Origin of the sequence: Amycolatopsis sp. NPDC058340, from assembly GCF_042723975.1 — a bacterium.
Taxonomy (GTDB): Bacteria; Actinomycetota; Actinomycetes; order Mycobacteriales; family Pseudonocardiaceae; genus Amycolatopsis.
Genome location: NZ_JBHXIB010000006.1, coordinates 120,269 through 141,543 on the forward strand (window position 1 = coordinate 120,269; position 21,275 = coordinate 141,543).

General features: G+C 70.3%; 13 protein-coding genes. 4 read left to right on the top strand and 9 right to left on the bottom strand.

What is annotated here, in order from left to right; translation table 11 throughout:
* Positions 1-6: 6 nt before the first annotated feature.
* Entirely contained in the window at positions 7-1,173 is a 1,167-nt protein-coding gene (locus ACFWIW_RS10440) for a pyridoxal-phosphate-dependent aminotransferase family protein (RefSeq protein WP_378368165.1), read from the bottom strand.
* Between the two features lie 153 nt (positions 1,174-1,326).
* Here ACFWIW_RS10440 and ACFWIW_RS10445 point away from each other — a divergent pair, with 153 nt between their 5' ends.
* Positions 1,327-2,646: an SLC13 family permease gene (locus ACFWIW_RS10445; protein WP_378368166.1), complete on the top strand. Its 1,320-nt coding sequence runs from the start codon at positions 1,327-1,329 to the stop codon at positions 2,644-2,646.
* Positions 2,647-2,716: 70 nt separating this feature from the next.
* Here the strand turns inward: ACFWIW_RS10445 and ACFWIW_RS10450 are convergent, their stop codons facing one another.
* Complete coding sequence (locus ACFWIW_RS10450) at positions 2,717-3,454, bottom strand: GntR family transcriptional regulator (protein WP_378368167.1); 738 nt, start codon at positions 3,452-3,454, stop codon at positions 2,717-2,719.
* A gap of 110 nt (positions 3,455-3,564) precedes the next feature.
* On the opposite strand from ACFWIW_RS10450, the gene ACFWIW_RS10455 reads away from it, so the two are divergent.
* Genes ACFWIW_RS10455 through ACFWIW_RS10465 form a run of 3 tightly spaced genes read left to right on the top strand, consistent with a single transcriptional unit; the run spans position 3,565 to position 5,511 of the window.
* Positions 3,565-3,918: a RidA family protein gene (locus ACFWIW_RS10455; protein ID WP_378368168.1), complete on the top strand. Its 354-nt coding sequence runs from the start codon at positions 3,565-3,567 to the stop codon at positions 3,916-3,918.
* Positions 3,911-4,555, top strand: coding sequence for a transcriptional regulator (locus ACFWIW_RS10460; protein ID WP_378368169.1), 645 nt, complete (start codon positions 3,911-3,913; stop codon positions 4,553-4,555). The genes ACFWIW_RS10455 and ACFWIW_RS10460 overlap by 8 nt, the downstream gene beginning before the upstream one ends.
* Complete coding sequence (locus ACFWIW_RS10465) at positions 4,552-5,511, top strand: pyridoxal-phosphate dependent enzyme (RefSeq protein WP_378368170.1); 960 nt, start codon at positions 4,552-4,554, stop codon at positions 5,509-5,511. The genes ACFWIW_RS10460 and ACFWIW_RS10465 overlap by 4 nt, the downstream gene beginning before the upstream one ends.
* A gap of 280 nt (positions 5,512-5,791) precedes the next feature.
* Here the strand turns inward: ACFWIW_RS10465 and ACFWIW_RS10470 are convergent, their stop codons facing one another.
* From ACFWIW_RS10470 to ACFWIW_RS10500, 7 genes are all read right to left on the bottom strand, one after another.
* Positions 5,792-6,769, bottom strand: a complete 978-nt coding sequence (locus ACFWIW_RS10470; protein WP_378368171.1) for an alpha/beta hydrolase — start codon at positions 6,767-6,769, stop codon at positions 5,792-5,794.
* 13 nt (positions 6,770-6,782) lie between these two features.
* Positions 6,783-8,348, bottom strand: coding sequence for an acyl-CoA carboxylase subunit beta (locus ACFWIW_RS10475; protein ID WP_378368172.1), 1,566 nt, complete (start codon positions 8,346-8,348; stop codon positions 6,783-6,785).
* A complete protein-coding gene (locus ACFWIW_RS10480; protein WP_378368173.1) occupies positions 8,345-14,764 on the bottom strand; it encodes an SDR family NAD(P)-dependent oxidoreductase in 6,420 nt (2,139 codons plus the stop codon). The genes ACFWIW_RS10475 and ACFWIW_RS10480 overlap by 4 nt, the downstream gene beginning before the upstream one ends.
* Positions 14,761-16,521 (bottom strand): fatty acyl-AMP ligase, encoded by a 1,761-nt coding sequence (locus ACFWIW_RS10485; RefSeq protein ID WP_378368174.1) that lies wholly within the window; start codon positions 16,519-16,521, stop codon positions 14,761-14,763. The genes ACFWIW_RS10480 and ACFWIW_RS10485 overlap by 4 nt, the downstream gene beginning before the upstream one ends.
* 169 nt (positions 16,522-16,690) lie before the next feature.
* Positions 16,691-18,067, bottom strand: a complete 1,377-nt coding sequence (locus tag ACFWIW_RS10490) for an MFS transporter (protein WP_378368175.1) — start codon at positions 18,065-18,067, stop codon at positions 16,691-16,693.
* A 158-nt stretch (positions 18,068-18,225) separates the two neighbouring features.
* The gene (locus tag ACFWIW_RS10495) at positions 18,226-19,143 is read right to left on the bottom strand and encodes a helix-turn-helix domain-containing protein (RefSeq protein ID WP_378368176.1); all 918 of its coding nucleotides are present in this window, start codon (positions 19,141-19,143) and stop codon (positions 18,226-18,228) included.
* A gap of 185 nt (positions 19,144-19,328) precedes the next feature.
* Positions 19,329-21,098 carry an alpha/beta hydrolase gene (locus ACFWIW_RS10500; protein WP_378368177.1) on the bottom strand — a complete coding sequence of 590 codons (1,770 nt, stop codon included), beginning with the start codon at positions 21,096-21,098 and terminating at the stop codon, positions 19,329-19,331.
* Between the last annotated feature and the right edge of the window lie 177 nt (positions 21,099-21,275).

Consider the following 21,275-nt stretch of genomic DNA (forward strand, 5'->3'; position numbering starts at 1 on the left):
GGGCCCTCAGTCGTTCCGCAGCACGTCGAGGGCGTCCTGCAGCCCGCGTGGATCGGCGGGGGCGCCGGCGAGCGTCAGTCCCATTTGGACTCCCGCGAGGGTGCCGGCGAGGGTGAGATCGTTGAACGCGCCGAGATGCCCGATCCGGAAGATCTTCCCGGCGAGTTTGCCCAATCCCGCGCCCAAGGACATGTCGAACCGGTCGAGGATGATCGCGCGGACCTTGTCGGCGTCGATCCCTTCGGGCATCAGGACCGCGGTCAGCGCGCCGGAATGCTCGCGCTCGTCCTGGCACAGGACCTCCAGGCCCCAGCCGCGAACGGCGGCACGCGTGGCGGCGGCGTGCCGGGCGTGGCGCGCGAAGACGTTCTCGAGGCCCTCTTCGTAGAGCAACCGGAGAGCCTCCCGCAGGCCGTACATGAGGTTGGTATTGGGGGTATACGGGAAGAATCCGCGTTCGTTCGCGGTGAGCATCGGGCCCCAGTCCCAGAAGATCTTCGGCAGGCTCGCGGTTTTGGCGGCGTCGAGGGCCTTGTCGCTGATCGCGTTGAAACTCATGCCGGGCGGGAGCATGAGGCCCTTCTGCGAGCCCGCGACGGTGACGTCGACGCCCCATTCGTCATGCCGATAGTCGATCGAACCCAGCGACGAGATGGTGTCGACCAGCAGCAGCGCGGGATGTCCGGCGGCGTCGATCGCGGCCCGGATTTCCGGGATTCGGCTGGTGACACCGGTGGAGGTCTCGTTGTGGACCACGCAGACGGCCTTGATCCGGCGCGCGGTGTCGGCGGAGAGCCTGTCGGCGACCGCCTCGGGGTCGGCTCCGTGCCGCCAGTCGCCCGGCACGAAGTCGACGTGCAAGCCCAGCCCTCGCGCCATTTCCTGCCACAGCGTGGCGAAATGCCCGGTCTCGAAGGCCAGGACGGTGTCGCCGGGGCTGAGCGTGTTGGTCAGCGCCGCCTCCCACGCGCCGGTCCCGGTGGCGGGGTAGATGACGACCGGGTTCGTGGTGCCGAACACGGGCTTGATGTCGCGCAGCAGCCGCGTCGCCAGGTCCTGGAACTCCGGGCCGCGGTGGTCGATGGTCGCCGCCGACATCGCCCGGAGCACCACGTCGGGCACGTTCGTCGGACCCGGGATCTGCAGGAAATGCCGTCCGGCCGCGTACGTCATATGCGCCTCCACGCTCGGCTTCGAAATGTTCCACGGGCGAAACCTTGGTCTCGCCGGTTGAACGGTATACCGTGTACCGAACTCCGTCGAGGGGGTACCCGGAACTTCGACCCGATTCCCTGAATGTGTCAGCGCCGACCGCAGAGGATTCCGATGTCCATACAACTCGTCACAGTCGTGGCGCTCGCCCTGGTCTTCCTGATCGCGACCGTGCTTCCCGTCCACATGGGAGCGTTGGCGTTCGTCGCCGCCTTCGTGATCGGCACCGCCTTCGCCGGAGAGAGCACCGACGACATCGTCTCGGGCTTTCCCGGCGATCTCTTCGTCATCCTGGTCGGGGTGACGCTGCTGTTCGCGATCGCCAAAGGCAACGGCACCGTCGACCGGCTCGTACACCTGGTGGTACGAGCCGTCGGCGGGCGGATCGCCCTGATCCCGTGGGTGATGTTCGTGGTCACCGCCGCCCTGACCGCGGTCGGCGCGGTGGTACCGGCGGCGGTGGCGATCATCGCGCCGATCGGCATGGGATTCGCCCGCCGCTATTCGATCAACCCGATGCTGATGGGCCTGCTGATCATCAACGGCGCCAGCGCGGGCGGCTTCTCCCCCATCAGCATCTTCGGCAGCATCGTCAACGGCGTCGTCGCCCGCGACAACCTGCCGAGCGATCCGGGACTGCTGTTCGCGTCTTCCTTCGCCTTCAACCTGGTGCTGAGTGTCGTGGTGTTCCTCCTCTTCGGCGGCCGAGAACTGATCCGCCGGTCGTCGGCCAAAGCCAAGGTCGCCGCGCTCGCGCACAGCGGTTCCTCGGGGGTGACCACGTTGACCAGCACACCTTCCAGCGGTGGCACCGAAGAGCCCGAAGAACGACTTCCGCTCACTCGCGACCACGTGTTCACGTTGATCGGGCTGGCGGCACTCGCGGTGGGCGCGCTGGTGTTCAAACTCGACGTCGGTTTCACCGCGCTGACCGTGGCGACGGTGCTGTCACTGGTCTCGCCGGGTTCGGCCAAGGCGGCCATCGGCGAGGTGGCGTGGCCGACGGTGCTGTTGATCTGCGGGATCGTCACGTTCGTCTCGCTGATGGAGCGGGTCGGCACGATCGACTGGCTCGGCAACCTGGTGACGCGGATCGGTTCACCGCTGCTGGCCGCGATCCTGATCTGCGCGATCGGCGCCGTGGTCTCGGCGTTCGCGTCGACGACCGGGATCCTCGGCGCGCTCATCCCGCTCGCGGTGCCGTTCCTGCTGGCGGGCGAGGTCGGCGCGGTCGGGATGATCGTCGCGCTGGCGATCTCGTCTTCGGTCGTCGACTCGTCGCCGTTCTCCACCAGCGGCGCGCTGGTCGTGGCCAACGCGCCCGCCGGCCAGAACGACAAGGTGTTCCGGGGCTTGATGATCTGGGGGTTCAGCATGTGCGCGATCGCGCCGATCGCGACCTGGCTGCTGTTCATCCTGCCCGGCTGGGGCTGAAAGGAGCTTTCGCCGCATCTCACGCGGTGAAGGGAGCTTTCCTCGCGTCACACGCGGGGGAAAGCTCCCTTCACCGGCTCCGGCGTTCGGCCAGCCAGCGTTCCGAATCCGGGGTGCCGCCGTCGAGCTGGTCCACCACCGCGTCGAGGAAGCTGCCATGCCCGTGATCGGTCAGCGCCCGCAGCACCGCTTCGGGGTCTCCGCCCTCGATGATCGCGAGCAGCTCGCGGTGCCGCTCGACGTTCTGCATCAGCGATTCAGTGTCGCGGCGGGCGCTGCGGTTGAGCGCCATGCACAGCTGCATCTGCAGGGAAAGCGCGCGATAGGCCTCGGTCACCCGCTCGTGCCCGGCCAGCGCGACGATCGACTGATGGAAGTCGTACTTCCGTTGCGTGAACACACCTTCGTCGCCATCGCGGCCCGCCTGCTCGAAGGCCACGAGAGCGTCCCGGCACGCCTGCAACCGCTCCGGCGAACGGACCGGGATCCCGATCCGGACGGCGAAGGCTTCGAGTTCTTCGCGCAGGGTGACGATCTCGTAGACGTCGTGGCGGGTCAGCGGGCGGACGATGACGCCGCGCCGCGGATGGGGCACGACGAGCCCCTCGAAGGCCAAGACCTGCAACGCTTCGCGCAGCGGCGGGCGGGACACCCCGAGCCGCTCGGTGAGCTTGGCCTCGACCAAACGCGTACCGGGCGGGAGTTCGCCGGAAAGTATCATCGCGCGCAGTGCCTGGGTGGCCAGATCGGCCATGCTCGGCGGCGCGACGATCCGGCCGTCCTCGTCCTGCACGGAACTCATGGTCATACGGACCCTCCTGTCTGTATACGGTATATCAATCACCGATGTCGCGCCTGAGCGGTAGGTCACTTCTAATTCGGTTGGACATTCCGTCCAACGCTTATACAGTCGGTCTCGTGACCAACGAGCATCCGTATCCGCCCGCTTTCCGCAGCGGCGACCTGGTTTCCGTGTCCGGGCGGCTCGGCGTGACCGGCACCGGGCGACTGGCACCCGGCGGATTCGACGCCGAATGCCCGCAGGCCTTCGCCAACCTCGACGCCGCACTGCGTTCGGTGGGCGCGACACGGGCGGACGTGGTGAAGGTCGTCGTCTACCTGACCGACATCGCCGACCGCGACGGCCTCAACCGGGTCTACGAGGAGTTCTTCTCCGAGCCAAGGCCCGCCCGTACTTGTGTCGGGGTCGCGTCCCTTCCCTACGGCGGGGTCGTCGAAGTCGAGGCGCTCGCCCGAGTACGCGATGTCTGAGCAGGACGCGATCCTCGACGCGCTCGCCCCGGTCGCCGACGGCATCGCGGCCACGCTCGGCTCCTTCTGCGAGGTCGTGGTCCACGACTTCCGCCGCCCCGAGAAGTCGGTGGTCGCGATCGCCGGATCGGTCACCGACCGATCCGTTGGCGGGTCGATGAGCGAGATCGGCATGGGCCTGCTCGCCCGCGGTGACGACGCCGAAGACCAGCTGAACTACGTCACGAGGACGGCGTCCGGGAAACTCGTGAAGTCTTCGACCATGCTGCTGCGCGACAGCGGCGGCTCGGTGTTCGGCGCGCTGTGCGTGAACCTCGACGTCACCGCGCTGGGCCAGCTGCGGACGCTGGTCGGCGAGCTCGCCGATGTCGGCACCGCCACCGAAACGCCGACCACCACCTTCGGCGACGACGTCGACGCCGTGGTCGACGCGATCGTCGACGAGCATCAACTCCGGCTGAACAAACCGTGGACCGCCCTCAGCCGCGAAGAACGTCTCGACCTGTTCCGCAGCCTGCACGCGCGTGGCGTGTTCGCCGTGCGGCGGGCCGTGCCCCAGGTCGCGGCGCGGATCGGGATCTCCCGCGCCTCCGCCTACAACTATCTCGCCGAAATCCGTGAGCAAGGAGCATCATGACCGCCCCCGTGACCATCGACGACATCCGCGACGCGGCCGCCCGCCTGGCCGGGGTCGCGCACCGGACCCCGGTCGTGCGTTCCCGCACCCTCGACGACCTCGTCGGCGCCGAGGTCTTCCTCAAGTGCGAGAACCTCCAGCGCGTCGGGGCGTTCAAGTTCCGCGGCGCGTACAACGCCGCTTCCCGGCTCTCGCCGGAGCAGCTGGCCAAGGGCATCGCCGCGTACTCCTCCGGCAACCACGCGCAGGCCGTCGCGCTCGCCGCGCGCGAACTCGGGAGCGGCGCGGTCATCCTGATCCCGGAGGACACCCCTCAGTCCAAAAAGGACGCCACCGCGGGCTATGGCGCCGAGATCGTCACCTACGACCGCTACACCGGTGACCGCGTCGCCATCGGCGAGGCACTGGCGGCCGACCGCGGTCTCGCGCTCATCCCGCCCTACGAGCACCCGCACGTGATCGCCGGCCAGGGCACCGCGGCGCTGGAACTGCTGGAAGACACCGATTCCCTGGACACCCTCGTCGTCCCGATCGGCGGTGGTGGCCTGATCGCGGGCAGCTCGACCGCCGCGAAGGCCCTGCGGCCCGGCATCCGGGTGGTCGGCGTCGAACCCGCCGCGGGCGACGACACCAAACGCTCGCTTGAGGCCGGGGAACGCGTGTCGATCCCGGTGCCGCGGACCATCGCCGACGGCCAGGCCGCTTCCATCCCCGGCGAACTGACGTTCTCGATCAACCGACGGCTCGTGGACGACGTCGCGCTGGTCACCGACGAGCAGATCCGGGACGCGATGCGGTTCGCGTTCGAGCGGCTGAAGCTCGTCATGGAGCCGAGCGGGGCCACCGGTCTCGCCGCGCTGCTCAGCGGTCAGGTCTCCGCCTCTGGCCGGGTCGGGGTGATCATCAGCGGCGGGAACGTCAGCCCGGAACGCTTCGCCGAACTGATCGCCGGCTGACCTCTCCGCATTTCGTCCTCTAAATGCGGCAGGCCGTGAAGGACCCACGGTGCTGGTGTCGCGAAAGCCACTTTCGGAACGTTGAAGGTTGCGAAAGTGGCTTTCGCAACGCCTCGGCGAGGGCCGAACGCGTGACTCGCGTGATCAGACGCCGAACTCGCGTGATTGCAGGCGTAACTCACGTGATTGGAGGCGGGACTCGCTGTGCCGTGTCTGATCACGCGAGTTACGCCGCCAAGCACGCGAGATCCGGCTTTGATCACGCGAGTTCCGCCTGCAATCACAGGCCTAGGCCGCCGGCCAGCACCGGCCACGAGTTCCGCAGGGCCCGCTGCCAGTAGGGCCAGCTGTGCGTACCGTCGCCGTAGTAGTCGACGGTCGCCGGGATTCCTTTGGCCTTCAAGCGGTCCGTGAAGGTGACCGACGAGGCCAGCGCCTGGGGTTCGAAGATGTCGGACTGGCCCGGCGGGTCGAGGGGGCCGGTCTTCCCGTTACCGCAGGAGATGTACAACGCCGTGCCGCGCAGGCCGTCGATGTTGTCGTACGGGTTGTTCGCCGTCCAGATCGGCCGCATACCCCAGCTGTCGCCCCAGAGTTCGAGGTAGTTGAAGATCCCCGCGCGGGCCAGGATCCCCTGGATGAACAGCGGCGCTCCCTGGTTAAGGGTGTTCGGTACCCCGCTGTAGGACGCCGCCGCGGCGAACATCCCCTTGTGCTTGTACGAATACGCGAGCGCGCCGTAGCCGCCGATCGACAGCCCGGCGACCGCCCGGCGGGTGCCCGCCCGGTAACCGCGTTCGACGATCTGCCGCACCTCCAGCGTGTGGAAGGTATCCCAGTCGGGAGTGCTCCTGAGCCCGAAGTTCCACCACTTCGTGTACATGCCGGCCGGGCCGCCCGTCGGCATGACGACGAGGGCGTCCTTGTCGGCGGTGAACGCCTTGACGTCGGTGAACTGATCCCACGACCGGTAGTCGACCGGTTCGCAGCAGCCGTGCAGCAGGTACAGCGTCGGCCAGGTCCGTGTGGGTTGCGCGGCCCAGCCGGCCGGCACCAGCAGCCGGACCATGCCGGTGGTGCCGAGCGCGGGCGAACTGATCTTGAGGTCGACCGTGCGCGCGTCCAGCCAGGTCTCTTCGACGACCTTCGCCCCGTTGTCGGCGGAGACCGGCGCGGGTGCCGCGCTCGCGGGGACCGGGCTTCCGAGCAGGGCCACCATGGCCAGCGCCAGCAGACCCCACCGCCTCCTTCGCTTCATCACTTCTCCTCGCTCACAACGGGATGTTTCCGTGTTTCTTGGCCGGGAGGGTCTGCCGTTTGGTCCGCAGCGCGTGCAGGGCCCTCGCCACCTGAAGGCGGGTCTGCGACGGCGCGATGACCTGATCGACGTAGCCGCGTTCCGCCGCCAGGTAAGGGTTCGAATGCCGTTCGCGGTACGCCTCGGTGAGCCGCTTTCGTTCGGCGGTCCGCTGTTCCGGTGGCAGCGCGGCGAGTTCGTTCCGATGCAACACCCGCACCGCGCCCTCGGCGCCCATCACCGCGATCTCGGCGGTGGGCCACGCCAGATTGACGTCCGCGCCGAGGTGTTTCGACCCCATCACCGCGTAGCCGCCGCCGTAGGCCTTGCGGATCACCACGGTCACCTTCGGCACGGTCGCCTCGGCGTACGCGTAGATCAGTTTGGCGCCACGCCGGATGATCCCGTGCCGTTCCTGCGCCTCACCGGGCAGGTAGCCGGGGACGTCGGCGAGGGTGAGGATCGGGATGCCGAAGGCGTCGCAGAACCGGACGAAGCGCGCCGCCTTCTCCGAGGCGTCGATGTCGATCACGCCCGCCTGGTGGCGTGGCTGGTTCGCCACGACGCCGACCGTGCGGCCCCGCACCCGGCCGAACGCGCAGATCATGTTCGGCGCGAAGGCACTGTGGATCTCGGTGAACTCGCCGTCGTCGACGAGCCGCGAGATCACCTCGGTCATGTCGTAGGCCTGGTTCAGCGAATCGGGCACCAGCCGGTCGAGTTCGAGATCGGCCGCGGTGAGCTCGGGATCGGTCTCGTCGGCGTACTCCGGCGCGGCGTCGAGGTTGTTGGACGGCAGATAGCCGAGCAAGGTCTGCACCCAGTCGATGGCGTCGTGCTCATCGGCGGCCCGGTGGTGGGCGTTCCCGGAGACCTCGCTGTTCACCGCGGCGCCGCCGAGCCGCTGGGCGGTGACCCGCTCGCCGCTGACGGCGTGCACGACGTCCGGGCCGGTGACGAACATATGCGCGGTCTCGTCCACCATCACGGTGAAATCGGTGATCGCCGGCGAGTACACCGCCCCGCCCGCGCACGGTCCCATGATCAGCGAGATCTGCGGGATGACGCCGGACGCGAGCGCGTTGCGCCTGCCGAGTTCGGCGTAGTAGGCCAGCGAGACGACGCCTTCCTGGATCCGGGCGCCGCCGGAGTCGTTGATGCCGACCACGGGACAGCCCAGCGTCATCGCCAGGTCCATCACCTTGAGGACCTTCTCGCCGAAGACCTCGCCCATGCTGCCGCCGAACACGGTGAAATCCTGGGAGAACACGCAGATCTGCCTGCCGTCGACGGTGCCGTGCCCGGTCACCACACCGTCGCCGTAGGGCCGGTTGGCGTCCATCCCGAACTCGGCGCACCGGTGCCGGGCGAACTGGTCGAGTTCGACGAAGGAACCCTCGTCCAGCAGCAGCTCGACCCGTTCGCGCGCGGTCAGCTTGCCTTTGGCGTGCTGCCGGTCGACGGCCCGTTTCTCGGCGGTACGGAGATCTTCCCGCCGGGCAGCGAGATCGGCGATCCGGAACGCCGTCGTGTCGGTCATGGCCGCGCCGCCTTGGGCGCGCCGAGCCGGGACGCGAGCGCCTCGGCGACCACTTCGACGTGCGGCGGGTCGATCATCGACAGGTGATCGCCCGGCACCCGCACCACCTCCAGATCCGTGCAGAAGGCGTCCCAGCCCAGCGTTTCGTCGGTGCGCAGATACCGAGGGTCGAGCGTGGTGGTCAGCGGATGCGGGTCCTGCGCGCGCAGCAGCAGCACCGGCCCGGCATACGGCTCCGGCTGGTAGCGTTCGGCCACCCGCGCGTCCACATAGGACTCGTACTGGTGCCGCAGCACGCCGTGCCCCATCCCGGGCACCTTCGCGGCGAGCGTACTGATCACCAGCCGGATCTGTTCGTCGTCGCCGAGCCGGACGAGGTCTTCACGCGGGATGTCCAGCGGGACACCGTAGGTCCGCTCGACATGTTCGGCGAAGCGGTCGAACCGGTCCAGCAGGATCTCCTGCGCCGGTATCCCCGGCGCGGGCAGCGGCAGGATGCTGTCGATCATGAACACGAGGTCGACCCGCTCCCCCGCCGCCGTCAGCCGCCGGGCGGTCTCGTAGGCGAGGCAGCCGCCGAACGACCAGCCACCCAGCCGGTACGGGCCCCGCGGCTGGATCTCCCGGATCAGCTCGAGATAGCAGTCGGCCTTGTCCTCGACCGTGTCTTCTTCGTCGATCCGTTCGAGCCCGTAGACGGGCCTGCCCTCCGGCAGCAGGCGGACGAGCCCTTCGTAGACACTCGTCGGGCCGCCCGCCGGATGGAACAGGAACACCGGATCCGTGCCCCCCTCACGCAACGGCCGGACAGGGCAGCCTCCTCGTCCCTCGATCGCGTCACGCAGCAGATCGGCCATCGCGGCGATCGTCGGCGTGGCGAAAAGCCGTTCGGGAACGGCTCCGAGTTGCCCGGCGAAGACCACGCGCAGCCGCTCGGCCGTTTCGGCGTCGCCACCGACGGCGAAGAAGTCGTCATGGACGCCGGGTTCCGCGCCGCCGAGTTCCGCCTGCCAGTGCCGGGCGATCCAGCGTTCGGCCGGATCGCGAGGCCCGACGGCCGCGTTCGGTCCGGGCGGCCGTGCGACCGCCTCGCCGAATCCGGCCTGTTCCGCGAGATGGTCGGCGAGTTCGCCGAGGCTCGCACCACGCAGCAGCAGCGGGATCGGCAGTGGCAGACCGAAATCGCGTTCCACGACTCCCCTGGCGCGCATCGCGGTGAGGGAGTCCAGGCCGAGCCGGGTGAGCGGAGCGTTCCGGTCGATCTCGTCCGCGGCGAGGCCGAGCATCCCGGCGACGAGCCCGGCCAGATAGTCGGCCAGCATCTCGCGGGCGGCATCCGGCAGCGCCGCCCGCAGCGCTTCCAGTCCGTCCCAAGTGGACTGCCCGGCGACCGGTTCGTCCCGCGGTACCAGCAGCTCGAAGAACGGCCGACCGGCCAGCCTCGGGAACAGGGCCAAGACGGTCCCGGCGTCGACGCGGGCGATCCCGGTCGAGGCACGGTCGCGTCGCAGCACGGCGTCCAATGCCGCCAGCGCCTCCTCCGTACCGAGCGGTTCGAGCACGGGGTTGCGGTTGCCGACGGCCGCCCCGGCCTCGCCCCACGCGCCCCAGCCGATGGTCGCCGCCGGGAGTCCGGCGGCCCGGCGCCAGGCGACGAGCGCGTCCACCCACGCGTTCGCGGTGGCGTAGGCGGCCTGCCCCGGCGATCCGAACAGCGCGGCGGCCGACGAGTACGTCAGCCACCAGTCGAGTTCGTGCCCGGCCGTCGCTTCGTGCAAACGCCACGCCCCCAGCGCTTTCGCGCGCCAGACGGCCCCGACGGCGTCTTCGTCGAGACCGATGGCGGCACCGTCGGAGAGCACACCGGCCGCGTGCAGCACGCCACGCAGCGGCAGCCCGCCGTCGGTCGCGGCCGCGACCAGCGTTTCGGCCGTTCCCGACGCCGCGATGTCTCCCGTCACCACGCGGACGTCGACGCCCCGCTCACGCAAATCCGCCAGCAGCGGTTCGACGGAGGGGCTCGCCCCACTCCGGCCGGAGAGGACGAGCCTGGTCGCGCCGCGTCCGGCCAGCCAGTCCGCCGCGACCAGGCCGAGGCCGCCGAGACCACCGGTGATCACATAAGCGCCTTCGCGCACAACGGTTTCGTGGCCAGGCCCGCCGAGTTCCGGCCGGGCCAGCACTCTCGTGTACCGGACGCCCTCGCGCCAGGCGATCTCGTCGTCCGGCGCGTCCGCGCGGAGCTCCGCCGCCAGCTTGCCGACCCAGAGCCGGGCGGGATCCGGCTCGGCGTCGAAGTCGACCTGGCTCGCCCGCAGCTCGGGATGCTCGAAGGCGAGAACGCGGACAAGTCCGCGCAGCCAGGCCTGGCCGGGGTCTCCGGGCTCGCCGGGTTCGACGGCCGACGCGCCCGCGCTGACGAACCACAACCGCGGCGCGCCTTCGGCCACTTCGGCGAGGACGCCGGAGACCGTCGCGACCATCCGCGCGTCCCGCATCGGGTCGATCCCGCCCGGCCCGGCGCAAACCAGGACTCCCGTCACCTCGCGGGCTCTCAAGGCTTCCGCCAGCGCGGCCCGGTCCCCGAGTGGAACGGTCACCAGTTCGTCCCCGGCGAGCCGGTCACGCAGCTCCGTCAGCCACGGCGCGTCCTCGTGCAGGACGACCCAGCGGCGCTCGCCCGGTGCGGCCGGCGGCAGGCCGGCCTGCCGCCAGACCGTCTCGAACAGCAGATCCGCCATCGGCACCGGCAGCGACGAACGCTGGAACCGGCGGCAGTAGACCTCGCGGAACTCGACCAGGACGACGTCGTCGGCGTCGACCAGCTGGACACCACCGACCAGGCCGTCACCCGCCGGATCGAGCGAATCGAGCACGGCGTCGACCCGGACACCGCGGCGAGGGTCACCGGCGAGGACGACCTCGCCCAAGGTCAGTGGGAGGAACACGCCGTCGGCCTCGCGCAGCACGTCCCCCGCGGCCGCGGCCAGCGCGTGCAGGCAGGCGTCGGCGATCACCGGATGCAGGACGTACGCCGGATCGCCGGCGGGCAGGGTGATCGACGCCGAAGCCCGGCCGGGGGCCGCCAAAACGTCGCTCAGCCCACGGAAAGCGGGACCGTAGCTCTGCCCCATCCCGGCCAGCACCTGATACAGATCGATCGGCCGCGCCTCGTCGCCGACGGCGCCGAACGGCACCACCGCGGTGTTCCCGTCGCGGACCCGGGCGGTGGCGTGCCGCACCCAGCCGCCGTCGGCGGACCGCGCGTAGACGTCCACTTCGGACGGTCCGGTGCTCAGGCTGGTCGTCACCTCGGTGTGCGCGGCCAGCGGGAGGACCCGATGCAGTTCGAGACCGCCGACACGCAGCTGCCCGGCGGGCCTCCGGACCGATTTCGCCGCCGCGAGCGCGAGTTCCAGGAATCCGGCGGCGGGGAACAGCGGGACCCCCATCGCCGCGTGGTCGGCCAGCCAGGGCAGCGTCTCGGTTCCGACGTCCGCGCTCCACAGGTGTCCGCCGCCGGTCGGTTGTTCGATGTGGACACCCAGCAAGGGATGCGCGCCACCGGATCGGAGCGCCGGGCGCCGCGGCCAGAACCGCCGGTGCCGCCAGCGCGGTCCGGACAGCTCGACCGGAAGCGGCCGGGGGCCACCGTCGTCGAGTACGACGGGCAGCCCGAGGGTGTGGAGCCGGGCGAGCGTGGTCAGGAACGCCAGCCGCTCGTCGATCTTGCGGCTCGCCGACGGCAACGCGACCGCTCCGGTGCTCTGTTCGATCGCGGCCAGCGCCACCGGATGCGGCGAGATCTCGACGAACACGCCGTACCCGTCGGCGGTCGCCGCCGCCAGGGCCTGGCTGAACCGCACCGGACGCCGCAGATTCGCCGCCCAGTAGTCGACGTCGAATACCGGAGTCCACTGTGGATCATCGAGAACGCTGCTGTAGCAGGGAATCTCCACCGGTGCCGGAGACAGCCCGCCGAGCTCGGCACGGAACCGGCCGAGAACGGCGTCGACGGCCTCCGAATGCCCCGCCCCGCCGACCGGTAGCCGTTTCGCCAGCCTGCCGAGGCTCTCGACATGCGACACCAGAGCCTCGACCTGTTCGGCTCCGCCGCTGACGGTGCACTGCACCGGCGAGGCGTAGACCGCGACGGTGATCCCGGGGAAATCCGCTTCCAGGTCGGCGAGTTCGGCCGGGGACAGTTCGACCACCGCCATCGCGCCGTCGCCCGAGGCGTCGACCTCGGCCAGCAGCCGGGCGCGGGTGGCCATCACGCGCAGGCCGTCGGCGACGTCCAGCGCACCGGCGACGACGGCGGCCGCGACCTCGCCCATCGAATGCCCGAGCACCGCGGCCGGGACGACACCGTGCGCACGCCAGAGCCCGGCGAGGGCGAGCTGCATGCCGAACAACGCGAGTTGCGTCGCGCCGAGGTCCGGCGGGTCGTACTCGCCGGAGAACACCGCGCGCAGGGAGAAGCCGGCTTCGGCCAGGAACACCGGATCGAGTGCCTCCACCTCGGCCCGGAACGCGGGCTCGGTGCCCAGCAGGACGCGGCCCATCCCGGGCCACTGGGAGCCGTAGCCGGAGAAGACGAACACGACGCCGGACACGGATCCGGCCTCGCCGAGGACGACGTCACCGCTCTCGCGTCCGGCGGCCATCGCCCGCAAGGCCGCGGCCACCCGGTCGCGTCCCGCCGCGACGACCGCGCCACGGACGGGCAGATGGTCCCGGCTCCTGGCCAGCGTCGCGGCGACCGTGTCGAGCGAGACCTGCCGGTGAGCGGGATCTTCCAGCCAGTCCGCCAGATCGGCGGCCCGCGCCCGGAGCACCTCGGCCGAGCGAGCGGAGAGCGCGAACACCCGCGAATTCCCGGTTTCCTTCCCCCGGGCGGCGAACGACGCGGCAGGCCACTCTTCGAGGACGACGTGGGCGTTGGTGCCACCGAACCCGAACGCGGAGACCCCCGCGCGCACGACGTCGGAGTAACGCGGCCAATCCGTCCCGGTGTCCACCACGCGCAGGCGGAGCCCGGCGAAATCGACATGCGGGCTGGGTTCGTGATGATGCGGGGTCGGCGGCAGCCGCCGGTGGACCATCGCGAGGACGACCTTGATCAGCCCGGCCATCCCCGCCGCGCCTTCCAGATGGCCCAGGTTCCCCTTCACCGAGCCGATCAGGAGCGGGCGGCCGGGTTCGCGGCCGGCTCCCAGCACCTCGCCGAGCGCGCCCGCCTCGATCGGGTCGCCCACCTCGGTGCCGGTCCCGTGCGCCTCCACGTAGTCCACAGAGGACGGTTCGACGCCCGCCGCCGCGTACGCGTCACGCAACAGATCCGCCTGCGCGCCGGGGCTGGGTGCCACGAGACCGTTCGACCGGCCGTCGGAGTTGACCGCGCTGCCGCGGATCACCGCGAGCACCCGGTCGCCCTCGCGGCGAGCGGCCTTCAGCGGTCTCAGCACGATCACCCCGCAGCCCTCGCCGCGGGCGATACCGTCGGCGGCGGCGTCGAAAGGTTTGCAGTGCCCGTCCGGGGCCAGCACCCCGGCCCGCTCGAAGGACGCGGTGACCGCGGGTGAGAGCAGCAGGTTCACCCCGGCGACGAGCGCCGTCCCGCATTCGCCGCGGCGGAGGCTCTGCACCGCCTGGTGCACCGCGACCAGCGACGACGAGCACGCGGTGTCGAGCGTGAGACTCGGGCCGCGCAGGTCGAACAGGTACGACAGCCGGTTCGCGGCGATACTCGTCGCCGCGCCGGTGGCGGACCAGACGTCGACGGTGGCGGGGTCGGCCATCGTCAGGTGGCCGTACTCTCCCGCCGAGAGCCCGACGAACACCCCGGTGCGGCTTCCGCGCAGCGTGGACGGCGGGATGCCGGCGTGTTCCAGCGCCGCCCACGCGACTTCGAGCAGCATCCGCTGCTGGGGGTCCATGGTTTCGGCCTCACCCGGCGTGATGCCGAAGAACTCGGCGTCGAAACCGGCGACGTCGCCGAGGAAACCGCCGCGGGCGGGGATCTCCCAACGGTCTTCCGGGACCTCGCGGATGCCGTCGCGTCCGGCGTCCAGGAGCCGCCAGTACTGCTCGGGCGACTCGACACCGCCCGGCAAACGACAGCCGACACCGACGATAGCGATCGGCTCCTCTTCACGGCCTTCGCCGCCGACGACCGCGGCCTCCTCCACTGTGGACAGACGAGCGGCGAGCGCGGTGATCGTCGGGTACTGCCACACCAGCGTCGGCGGCAACGGACGGCCGAGGTGCCTGCCCAGGTCCGCGGCCAGTTCCATCGACTCGCGTGAGGAAAGCCCGCTCTCGTGCAGTGGCCGGTCGGGATCGACCTGGGCGGCGGGCGCCCCGGTCCGCTCGGCCACCCGCGCGACGAGCCAGGCGCGGATCTGGCCGGTCACCCGAGCCGCCGGGCGGTCAGCGAACCGTCCAAATAGGACTTCCGGCACAGGGCCCGGCTGATCTTGCCGCTCGACGTGCGCGGAACCTCGCCTGGGGCGAGGAAGACGACGTCGTGCGGACGCAGACCGTGCGCGGCCGAGACCGCCCTCCGGATCTCGCCGGTCGCCGCGGCGACGTCGGCCTCGCGCCCCTTGGCGCGCTCCACCATCACGACCGCCGCTTCGCCGTCTTCGCGCCCGATCGAGAACGCCGCGGCGGAATGCGGCCGGACCGCGGGATGGGTCTCCACGGTCTGTTCGATGTCCTGCGGATAGTGGTTGCGGCCGTCGACGATGACGAGATCCTTGAGCCTGCCCGTCATGAACAGTTCGCCGTCGTACCGCACGCCGAGATCCCCGGTCGCGAGCCAGCCCGCGCCGGACTCCGGGTCGATCGGCGGGAGGCCGAAGACACCCTCGGACGCGGCGGGCCGTCCCCAATACCCCACTCCGACGTTCGGGCCGTTGACCTGGATCTCCCCCACCCTGCCGGGTTCGACCAGCGCGCCGGTGACCGGATCCGCGATGCGGACCCGTTGCCCCGCCGGGAATCCGCACGAGACGAGCGTGGTGGACGCCGCGCCGGGGAGCGCGGGCGTCGCCAGCCCCTCGGCGAGCTGATCACGGTCGAAGGCGACCTCTCGCGGCGCCTTGCCCGCCTCGGTGACGGACACGAGCACGGTGGCCTCGGCCAGCCCGTAGGACGACCGGTGCACCTCCGGGCGCAGCCCGCATTCCTCGAAAGCGCCGTGGAACTTCGCGATCGTCGACGGGAGGACCGGCTCGCTGCCGTTGATCAGCGAGACGACCCGGCTCAGTTCGAGGTAGCTCTTCTCGGCCTCGGTCACGCGGGAAGCGCTGTAGGCGTAGGCGAAATTGGGGGCCGCGCTGATCGCGCCGGGGCTGGCCGACAGCGCGCGCAGCCAGCGCGACGGACGTTCGAGGAAGGCGAGCGGATCCATCAGGACCGACGCCGCGCCCGCCGCCATGGGCGCGCCGATCCCGAGGATCAGGCCCATGTCGTGGAAGAGCGGCAGCCAGCTGACGGTGGACGTCGTCCCGGTTTCGACCGCGTAGGCGTCGCACGCCTGTCGGGCGTTGGTGAGCGCGTTGCGGTGGGTCAGCATCACACCCGCCGGGGTCCTCGTGGAACCGGACGTGTATTGCAGGTACGCCAGTCCGTCCGGTTCCGGTCGCGGCCAGGAGCGGTCACCGGCCGCGACCGGAGCTGTGGTGTCGACGGCGAGCACGGCGGGGCGCTCGATCTCCGTCGAGGCGAGGAAACCGGCGACGGCGTCGAGTCCCTCGGTGGTCGTGAGCACGACCCTCGGCGTGCAGTCGGCGAGCACGGCGGCCAGCCTGCCCGTGTGCCCGGGGAGGTCCGGGGCGAACAGCGGGACCGCGACCAGCCCGGCGCGGATCGCGCCGAGGAAGGCGACGACGTAGTCGACGGACTGCCGCGCCAGGATCGCGGCCCGGTCCCCGGGGCCGGTGAAGCCGGTCAGCCGGGTGGCGAGGAGATCGACCCGGTCGTCGAGTTCGCGCCAGGACAGGGTGATCGCCCGGCCGTCCGCTCCGGCGCGATGGTCGAGGTAGGTCACCGCGACCTCGTCGCCGAGCCGCCACGCCCAGTACCTCAGCAGTGTCGCGAACGATTCCCCACCGGGTGTGTCGTCCGTGCCGCGGGCGGCGACGACCGTTTCCGAAATGGTTTCCATGGCCCCTCGTTTGACGACTCGAGCAGGAGCGGGTGAATTCGGAACGGCGCCGTTGCCGAAAGCGGATTCCATTCCGGAGACCGTTCTTTATCTGTCCGGAACTGTATGGATGTCCAGGGAAGGGTGTCAATGAAAGGATGATGGAACGCCGACGCTCGCACGGACGTGCTCACCGGGAAGTGAGAAAGGGGGCACCCCGCTTGTCACTTCGAGACGAACTTCGGGGGTTCAGGAGCCGGAGCGCGAGGAACGCCCCGGCGAGTTGCAGCGCCGCCGCGGTCAGCAGCCCGGCCGTGTAGCCGTCGGCCAGCGCGGCCGGGGCACCCTCGTCGAGCCGGGCCGTGCGGACCACCGACAGCACGGCGCCGATCAACGCGACCCCCAGCGCGCTCGACAGTTCACGGGACGCGGTGAGCAGTCCGGAGGCGGTGCCCGCGTGCCGCTCGGCGACGATCTCCAGCGCGTACGAGGTCAACGGAGTGGTCAGGGCCGATCCGGCGCCGATCAGCACCAGCCCGGGAATCCTCGGCGGTATTTCCGGCACGTGGTTGACCGCGGCGATCGCCAGCAGTCCGGCGGCCACCGTGGCCAGCCCGGCCGCGACTGTCCGATGTGGACCCCAGCGTGGTACCGCCCAGGGCACGAGCGGGGTGGCGGCGACGACCGCGAGCGCCACCACGACCAGCGGCAGACCGGCGAGCATCGGCCCGAGGCCGAGGGATTCCTGATGCAGCAACGGGGTGAAGAAGAAGACCCCCGAAACCCCCAGACCCCACAGCAACTGCACGGTGAGCGCGCCGGTGAAGACCCGCGTCCCGGTCAGCGCCTTCGGCACCAGCCGCACGCGCGCGCGTCTTTCCCTCAACACGAACCAGATCGCGAAGGCCGCCCCCGCCGCGCCGAGCGCCGCGCTCAGTTCCACCACCGCGGCGGTGGTCAGGACCATCGCGGTGGTCACGACCAGCATAGATAGCACGGCAGGCCGCCCAGCGCCCGGATCACGGTCCGCGTGGGCGACCCTGCGCACCAGCGCCAGCATCACCGCCACGAACGGGAGATTGACGAAGAAGATCCAGCCCCAGCCCAGATATTCGCTCAGCACCCCGCCGAGCGTGGGGCCGAGTGCGAGCGCGGCCGCGAGGCAGGCGGTCCAGACCGCGGCACCGACCGCGCGCTTTCGCCCGTCGAGATCGGTGCGGAGCAGGCTGAGCAGGGCCGGGACCAGGAACGCCGCGGCGGTGCCTTGCAGCACCCGCGCGGAGATCACGAGCCACGCCGTCGTGGCGAACCCGCCGACGGCCGCGCCGGCGCCGAACGCGAGCAGCCCGGCCCGCAGCGTCGTGGCCTGGCCCCAGCGGTCCACCAGCGTTCCCGCCACCGGCAGCAACCCGGCGAACGGCAGCATGTAGCCGATGCTCACCCATTGCAGCGTGGGCAGATCGAGGCCGAGTTCCCGGGCGAGCGAAGGCGCGCCCGCCGCGACGATCGTGTTGTCGAGGGTGGTGACGAACGCCCCGAGCCCGATCATGAGCAGCGTCGCTCTCATTGTCCATCCTCGTGAGTGGCAAAGACGGTTCTAACCGTCCTTACCACTCACGAGACGCGACCCCACGCCCCCGTGACAATTCCTCGGACTCCCGTTCACTCTCGCGCTACAACTCACGCTCGCGCTATAACTCACGCTCGCGCTACAACTCACGCTCGCTACAACCACCCCTGCCGGGAAGCCTGCGCTCCCAGCTGGAACCGGGTCTGCGCGCCCAGCAGTTGCTGAAGACGGCTGATCCGCCGGAGGACCGTGCGTTCACTAATGCCGAGCTCGCGCGCGATCGCTTCGTCGGTCAGGCCTCCGCTCAGCAACGCGAGCAGACGGCGTGTGGCGACGGTCGGTTCCTGCGTCGCTTCCGCGTCGTCCGGGCCACCCGCCCGGACCGGTACGCCCATCCGCCAGAACGATTCGAACAACTCGATCAGCGCACTCAGCAGCATCGACGGATGGATCAGCAGGGCCAGCACGTCACCGGCGTCGGAGTTCGGGACGGCGATCAGCGCCCGGTTGCTGTCGGCGATCACCAGTTTCAGCGGCAGCCTGGGGAACACCCTGGCCTGTTCCCCGAGCGCGATACTCGACTGCACCTGGGCGAATCCGTCGTCGGTCCGCAGCACGGACGAGTCGTAGACGACGCGGTACGCGATGCCGCGCGCCATCGATCCCGGCTGCACCGTGCTCACTTCGGCCTTCGGGCTCATGTAGGACCCCGGGTCCAGCGCGACGATGTCCACGCCAGCCTGTGTCTGCATACCCTCGAAGGTGGCGATCACCTCGTCCCGGCTCCGCAGCACCTCGACGAAGTCCGCGTCGCGGCCCGTCCGCAGGGAGTAGGCGGCGCCGAGCACCTCGGCCGCCTCCCGCGCGCGGACGGCCGCGGCCTCGTGCTGTGCCGCGAACGCCGACAGCGCCGCGCGCGGCGGGCACACCTCCACACCGGACGCGCCGGCGCGGATCAGGCCGAACCGCTCCAACTCCGCCAGTTCGGCGCCGGGCGGGCCCGGACGCCCCTCCAGCAGGGCCCGATACAGCTGCTCGGCCTCCACCGACAGACCTCGCGACTCGGCGAGCATGACGCTTCTCCTCCCCCACCCCGGGATCGATCGGCGTGACATCGATGTCACGCTTCACCAGGTCTTGAGGGGGAAAACGGCCGGATCGTGCGGCCGGGCCGATAACGAAACCGTCACAGATCACACGAAGAGGCTCCCGCGAACCCGATCGGTTCGCGGGAGCCATTGTGCGACGCTGCCGGGGATCAGGCGTTGGCGGGCAGGCCCTTCTCGTCCGCTTCCGGCGTGGCGGCGCCTTCGAGCAGCTCACGGACGATCTCGTTCGCCTTGCGCACCTGGGACGTGATCATCTTGATCTTGATCTTCCCGTCGTGCCCGAGGTTGCCGCCGACCTCGACCGTCTTGTCCTCACCGGGCAAGGGCAGGCCCTGGCAGCCGGTGAACTTCTTCTTCGGCGTGAGACCGGTCTGGAAGTAGGCGACGATCGGGTCGTCGACGCAGTCGGTGTTGTACGGGAAGATCCCGTGGCTGCCTTCGTTGTCGACGCTGATCATCTTGGCGCCCGGCAGACCGTTCGCGGTCGCGAGCGCGCCCTCGTACGGCGTGGCCGCGTCGAGTTCGGTCTGCGCGATCAGCAGCTTCGGGAACGTCTTGGCGTCCGGCGCGGGCTTGGCGTTGGTGGTCGGCCAGAACGCGCACAGCGGCGCGCCCGACAGGGCCATGATCGGCGCGATGAACGGCGCGTTCACGGTCAGGTCGGCCTGCCAGTACGTCCAGTAGTGCAGGTTCTGGTTCCACTGGCCGTCCTGGCAGCGGATCGCCTCGAACGCCGCGTCCCAGGTCTCGACCTCGGCGCCGCCCTGGTAAGAGGCCTTGCGCTCGACCGAGTCCTTCTTCGCGATGGCCTCGAGCGCGTTGCCCTTGGCCTTGTTCAGGAACGCCTTGTTCGCGTCGGTCAGGCCGGGGGTGGCGAGCGCCTTCGCGACGACCTGCTCCAGCTTCTCCGCGTCGGTCCCGGTGGGCGCCGGTCCCTTCGCCAGCGCGGCCACCATGGAGGCCGCCGACGGGTACTGGGTGGTGTCGTACATCGCCGGGATGATGAACCACGCGGCGTAGAGCATGCCCGCGAATTCCCGCGTGCCGCCCGCCTTCTCCCAGTTGCGGCGGATCTCCAGCGGGTCGGTGCCCGCCTTGTACTTGGCGTCGTTGCGCGCGACGTAGGGCAGCAACGCCTCCTGGAACTGGCGGTCACGGCTGCGCGGCTGCAGGTCCCAGGTCTTCTCCAGGGTCGGGCGGCTCGCGTCGGTCGACGAGTCCAGCAGGAAGCGGTGCGCCTTGCTCGGGAAGGTGGTGGCGTACCAGGTGCCGAGCCACGTGCCGTACGAGTAACCGATGTAGCTGGTCTTCTTCTCCCCGAGCAGCACCCGGATGAAGTCCATGTCGTACGCGGTCTGCTCGGTGGTGATGAACTTCGTCAGCGGGTTCTTCAGGCAGCCTTCGACCTTCGCCCGGCTGATCACGTTCTGATCCGTGCTGTCCGGGACGGTGTAGCTACAGGTCAGCGGGGTGCTCTGGCCGACACCGCGCGGGTCGAAACCGACGAAGTCGTACTGCGAGGCCAGCACGGGGCTGCGCATCGCCATCGCGGCGCCCCACGGGAGACCTTCGCCGCCGGGTCCGCCGGGGTTGACCAGCGCGATGCCCTGCCTGCCGGTGCCGGGGTAGGCGGTCCCGGTCTTGGAGACGCGGACGCCGATCGTGTTGCCGTCCTGCGGGTTGTGCCAGTCGCGCGGCACCTGGACGGTGGCGCAGGCCAGGCCCTTGACCTTCTTCAGTTCCGCTTCCGTCGCCGGCGCGACGGACGGGAACGAGCACTCGCCCCAGGCCACGGCCTGCTTGGTCAGCGCGCCGGCGAGCGCGGCGGTGTCCGGCTCGGCCTTGGCCGCGGGAGCCGCACCCGCGGCGGGGGCCAGCACCAGGCCCGAGGCCAGGAACGCACCGGCGACGACGGCCACCGTGCCTCTCCGCGTCTTTCTCGTCCTACTGATCACCATGATCCCTTTCGACAGGAGCCCCCCGACGTCCGTACGTGAAGTAAAGACGGGTGATCAGCTTTCCCACACGGCCACGAGCTGGCGGATACCCGACATGGCGGGATCTCGACACGAACGGGCACCCGGGACACCAGGGCG

Coding starts and splice junctions, on each gene's coding strand:
- ACFWIW_RS10495 (WP_378368176.1), bottom strand. CDS start 19,143: ATGCTCGCCGAGTCGCGAGGTCTGTCGGTGGAGGCCGAGCAGCTGTAT.
- ACFWIW_RS10445 (WP_378368166.1), top strand. CDS start 1,327: ATGTCCATACAACTCGTCACAGTCGTGGCGCTCGCCCTGGTCTTCCTG.
- ACFWIW_RS10460 (WP_378368169.1), top strand. CDS start 3,911: ATGTCTGAGCAGGACGCGATCCTCGACGCGCTCGCCCCGGTCGCCGAC.
- ACFWIW_RS10470 (WP_378368171.1), bottom strand. CDS start 6,769: ATGAAGCGAAGGAGGCGGTGGGGTCTGCTGGCGCTGGCCATGGTGGCC.
- ACFWIW_RS10475 (WP_378368172.1), bottom strand. CDS start 8,348: ATGACCGACACGACGGCGTTCCGGATCGCCGATCTCGCTGCCCGGCGG.
- ACFWIW_RS10440 (WP_378368165.1), bottom strand. CDS start 1,173: ATGACGTACGCGGCCGGACGGCATTTCCTGCAGATCCCGGGTCCGACG.
- ACFWIW_RS10485 (WP_378368174.1), bottom strand. CDS start 16,521: ATGGAAACCATTTCGGAAACGGTCGTCGCCGCCCGCGGCACGGACGAC.
- ACFWIW_RS10465 (WP_378368170.1), top strand. CDS start 4,552: ATGACCGCCCCCGTGACCATCGACGACATCCGCGACGCGGCCGCCCGC.
- ACFWIW_RS10490 (WP_378368175.1), bottom strand. CDS start 18,067: ATGAGAGCGACGCTGCTCATGATCGGGCTCGGGGCGTTCGTCACCACC.
- ACFWIW_RS10450 (WP_378368167.1), bottom strand. CDS start 3,454: ATGACCATGAGTTCCGTGCAGGACGAGGACGGCCGGATCGTCGCGCCG.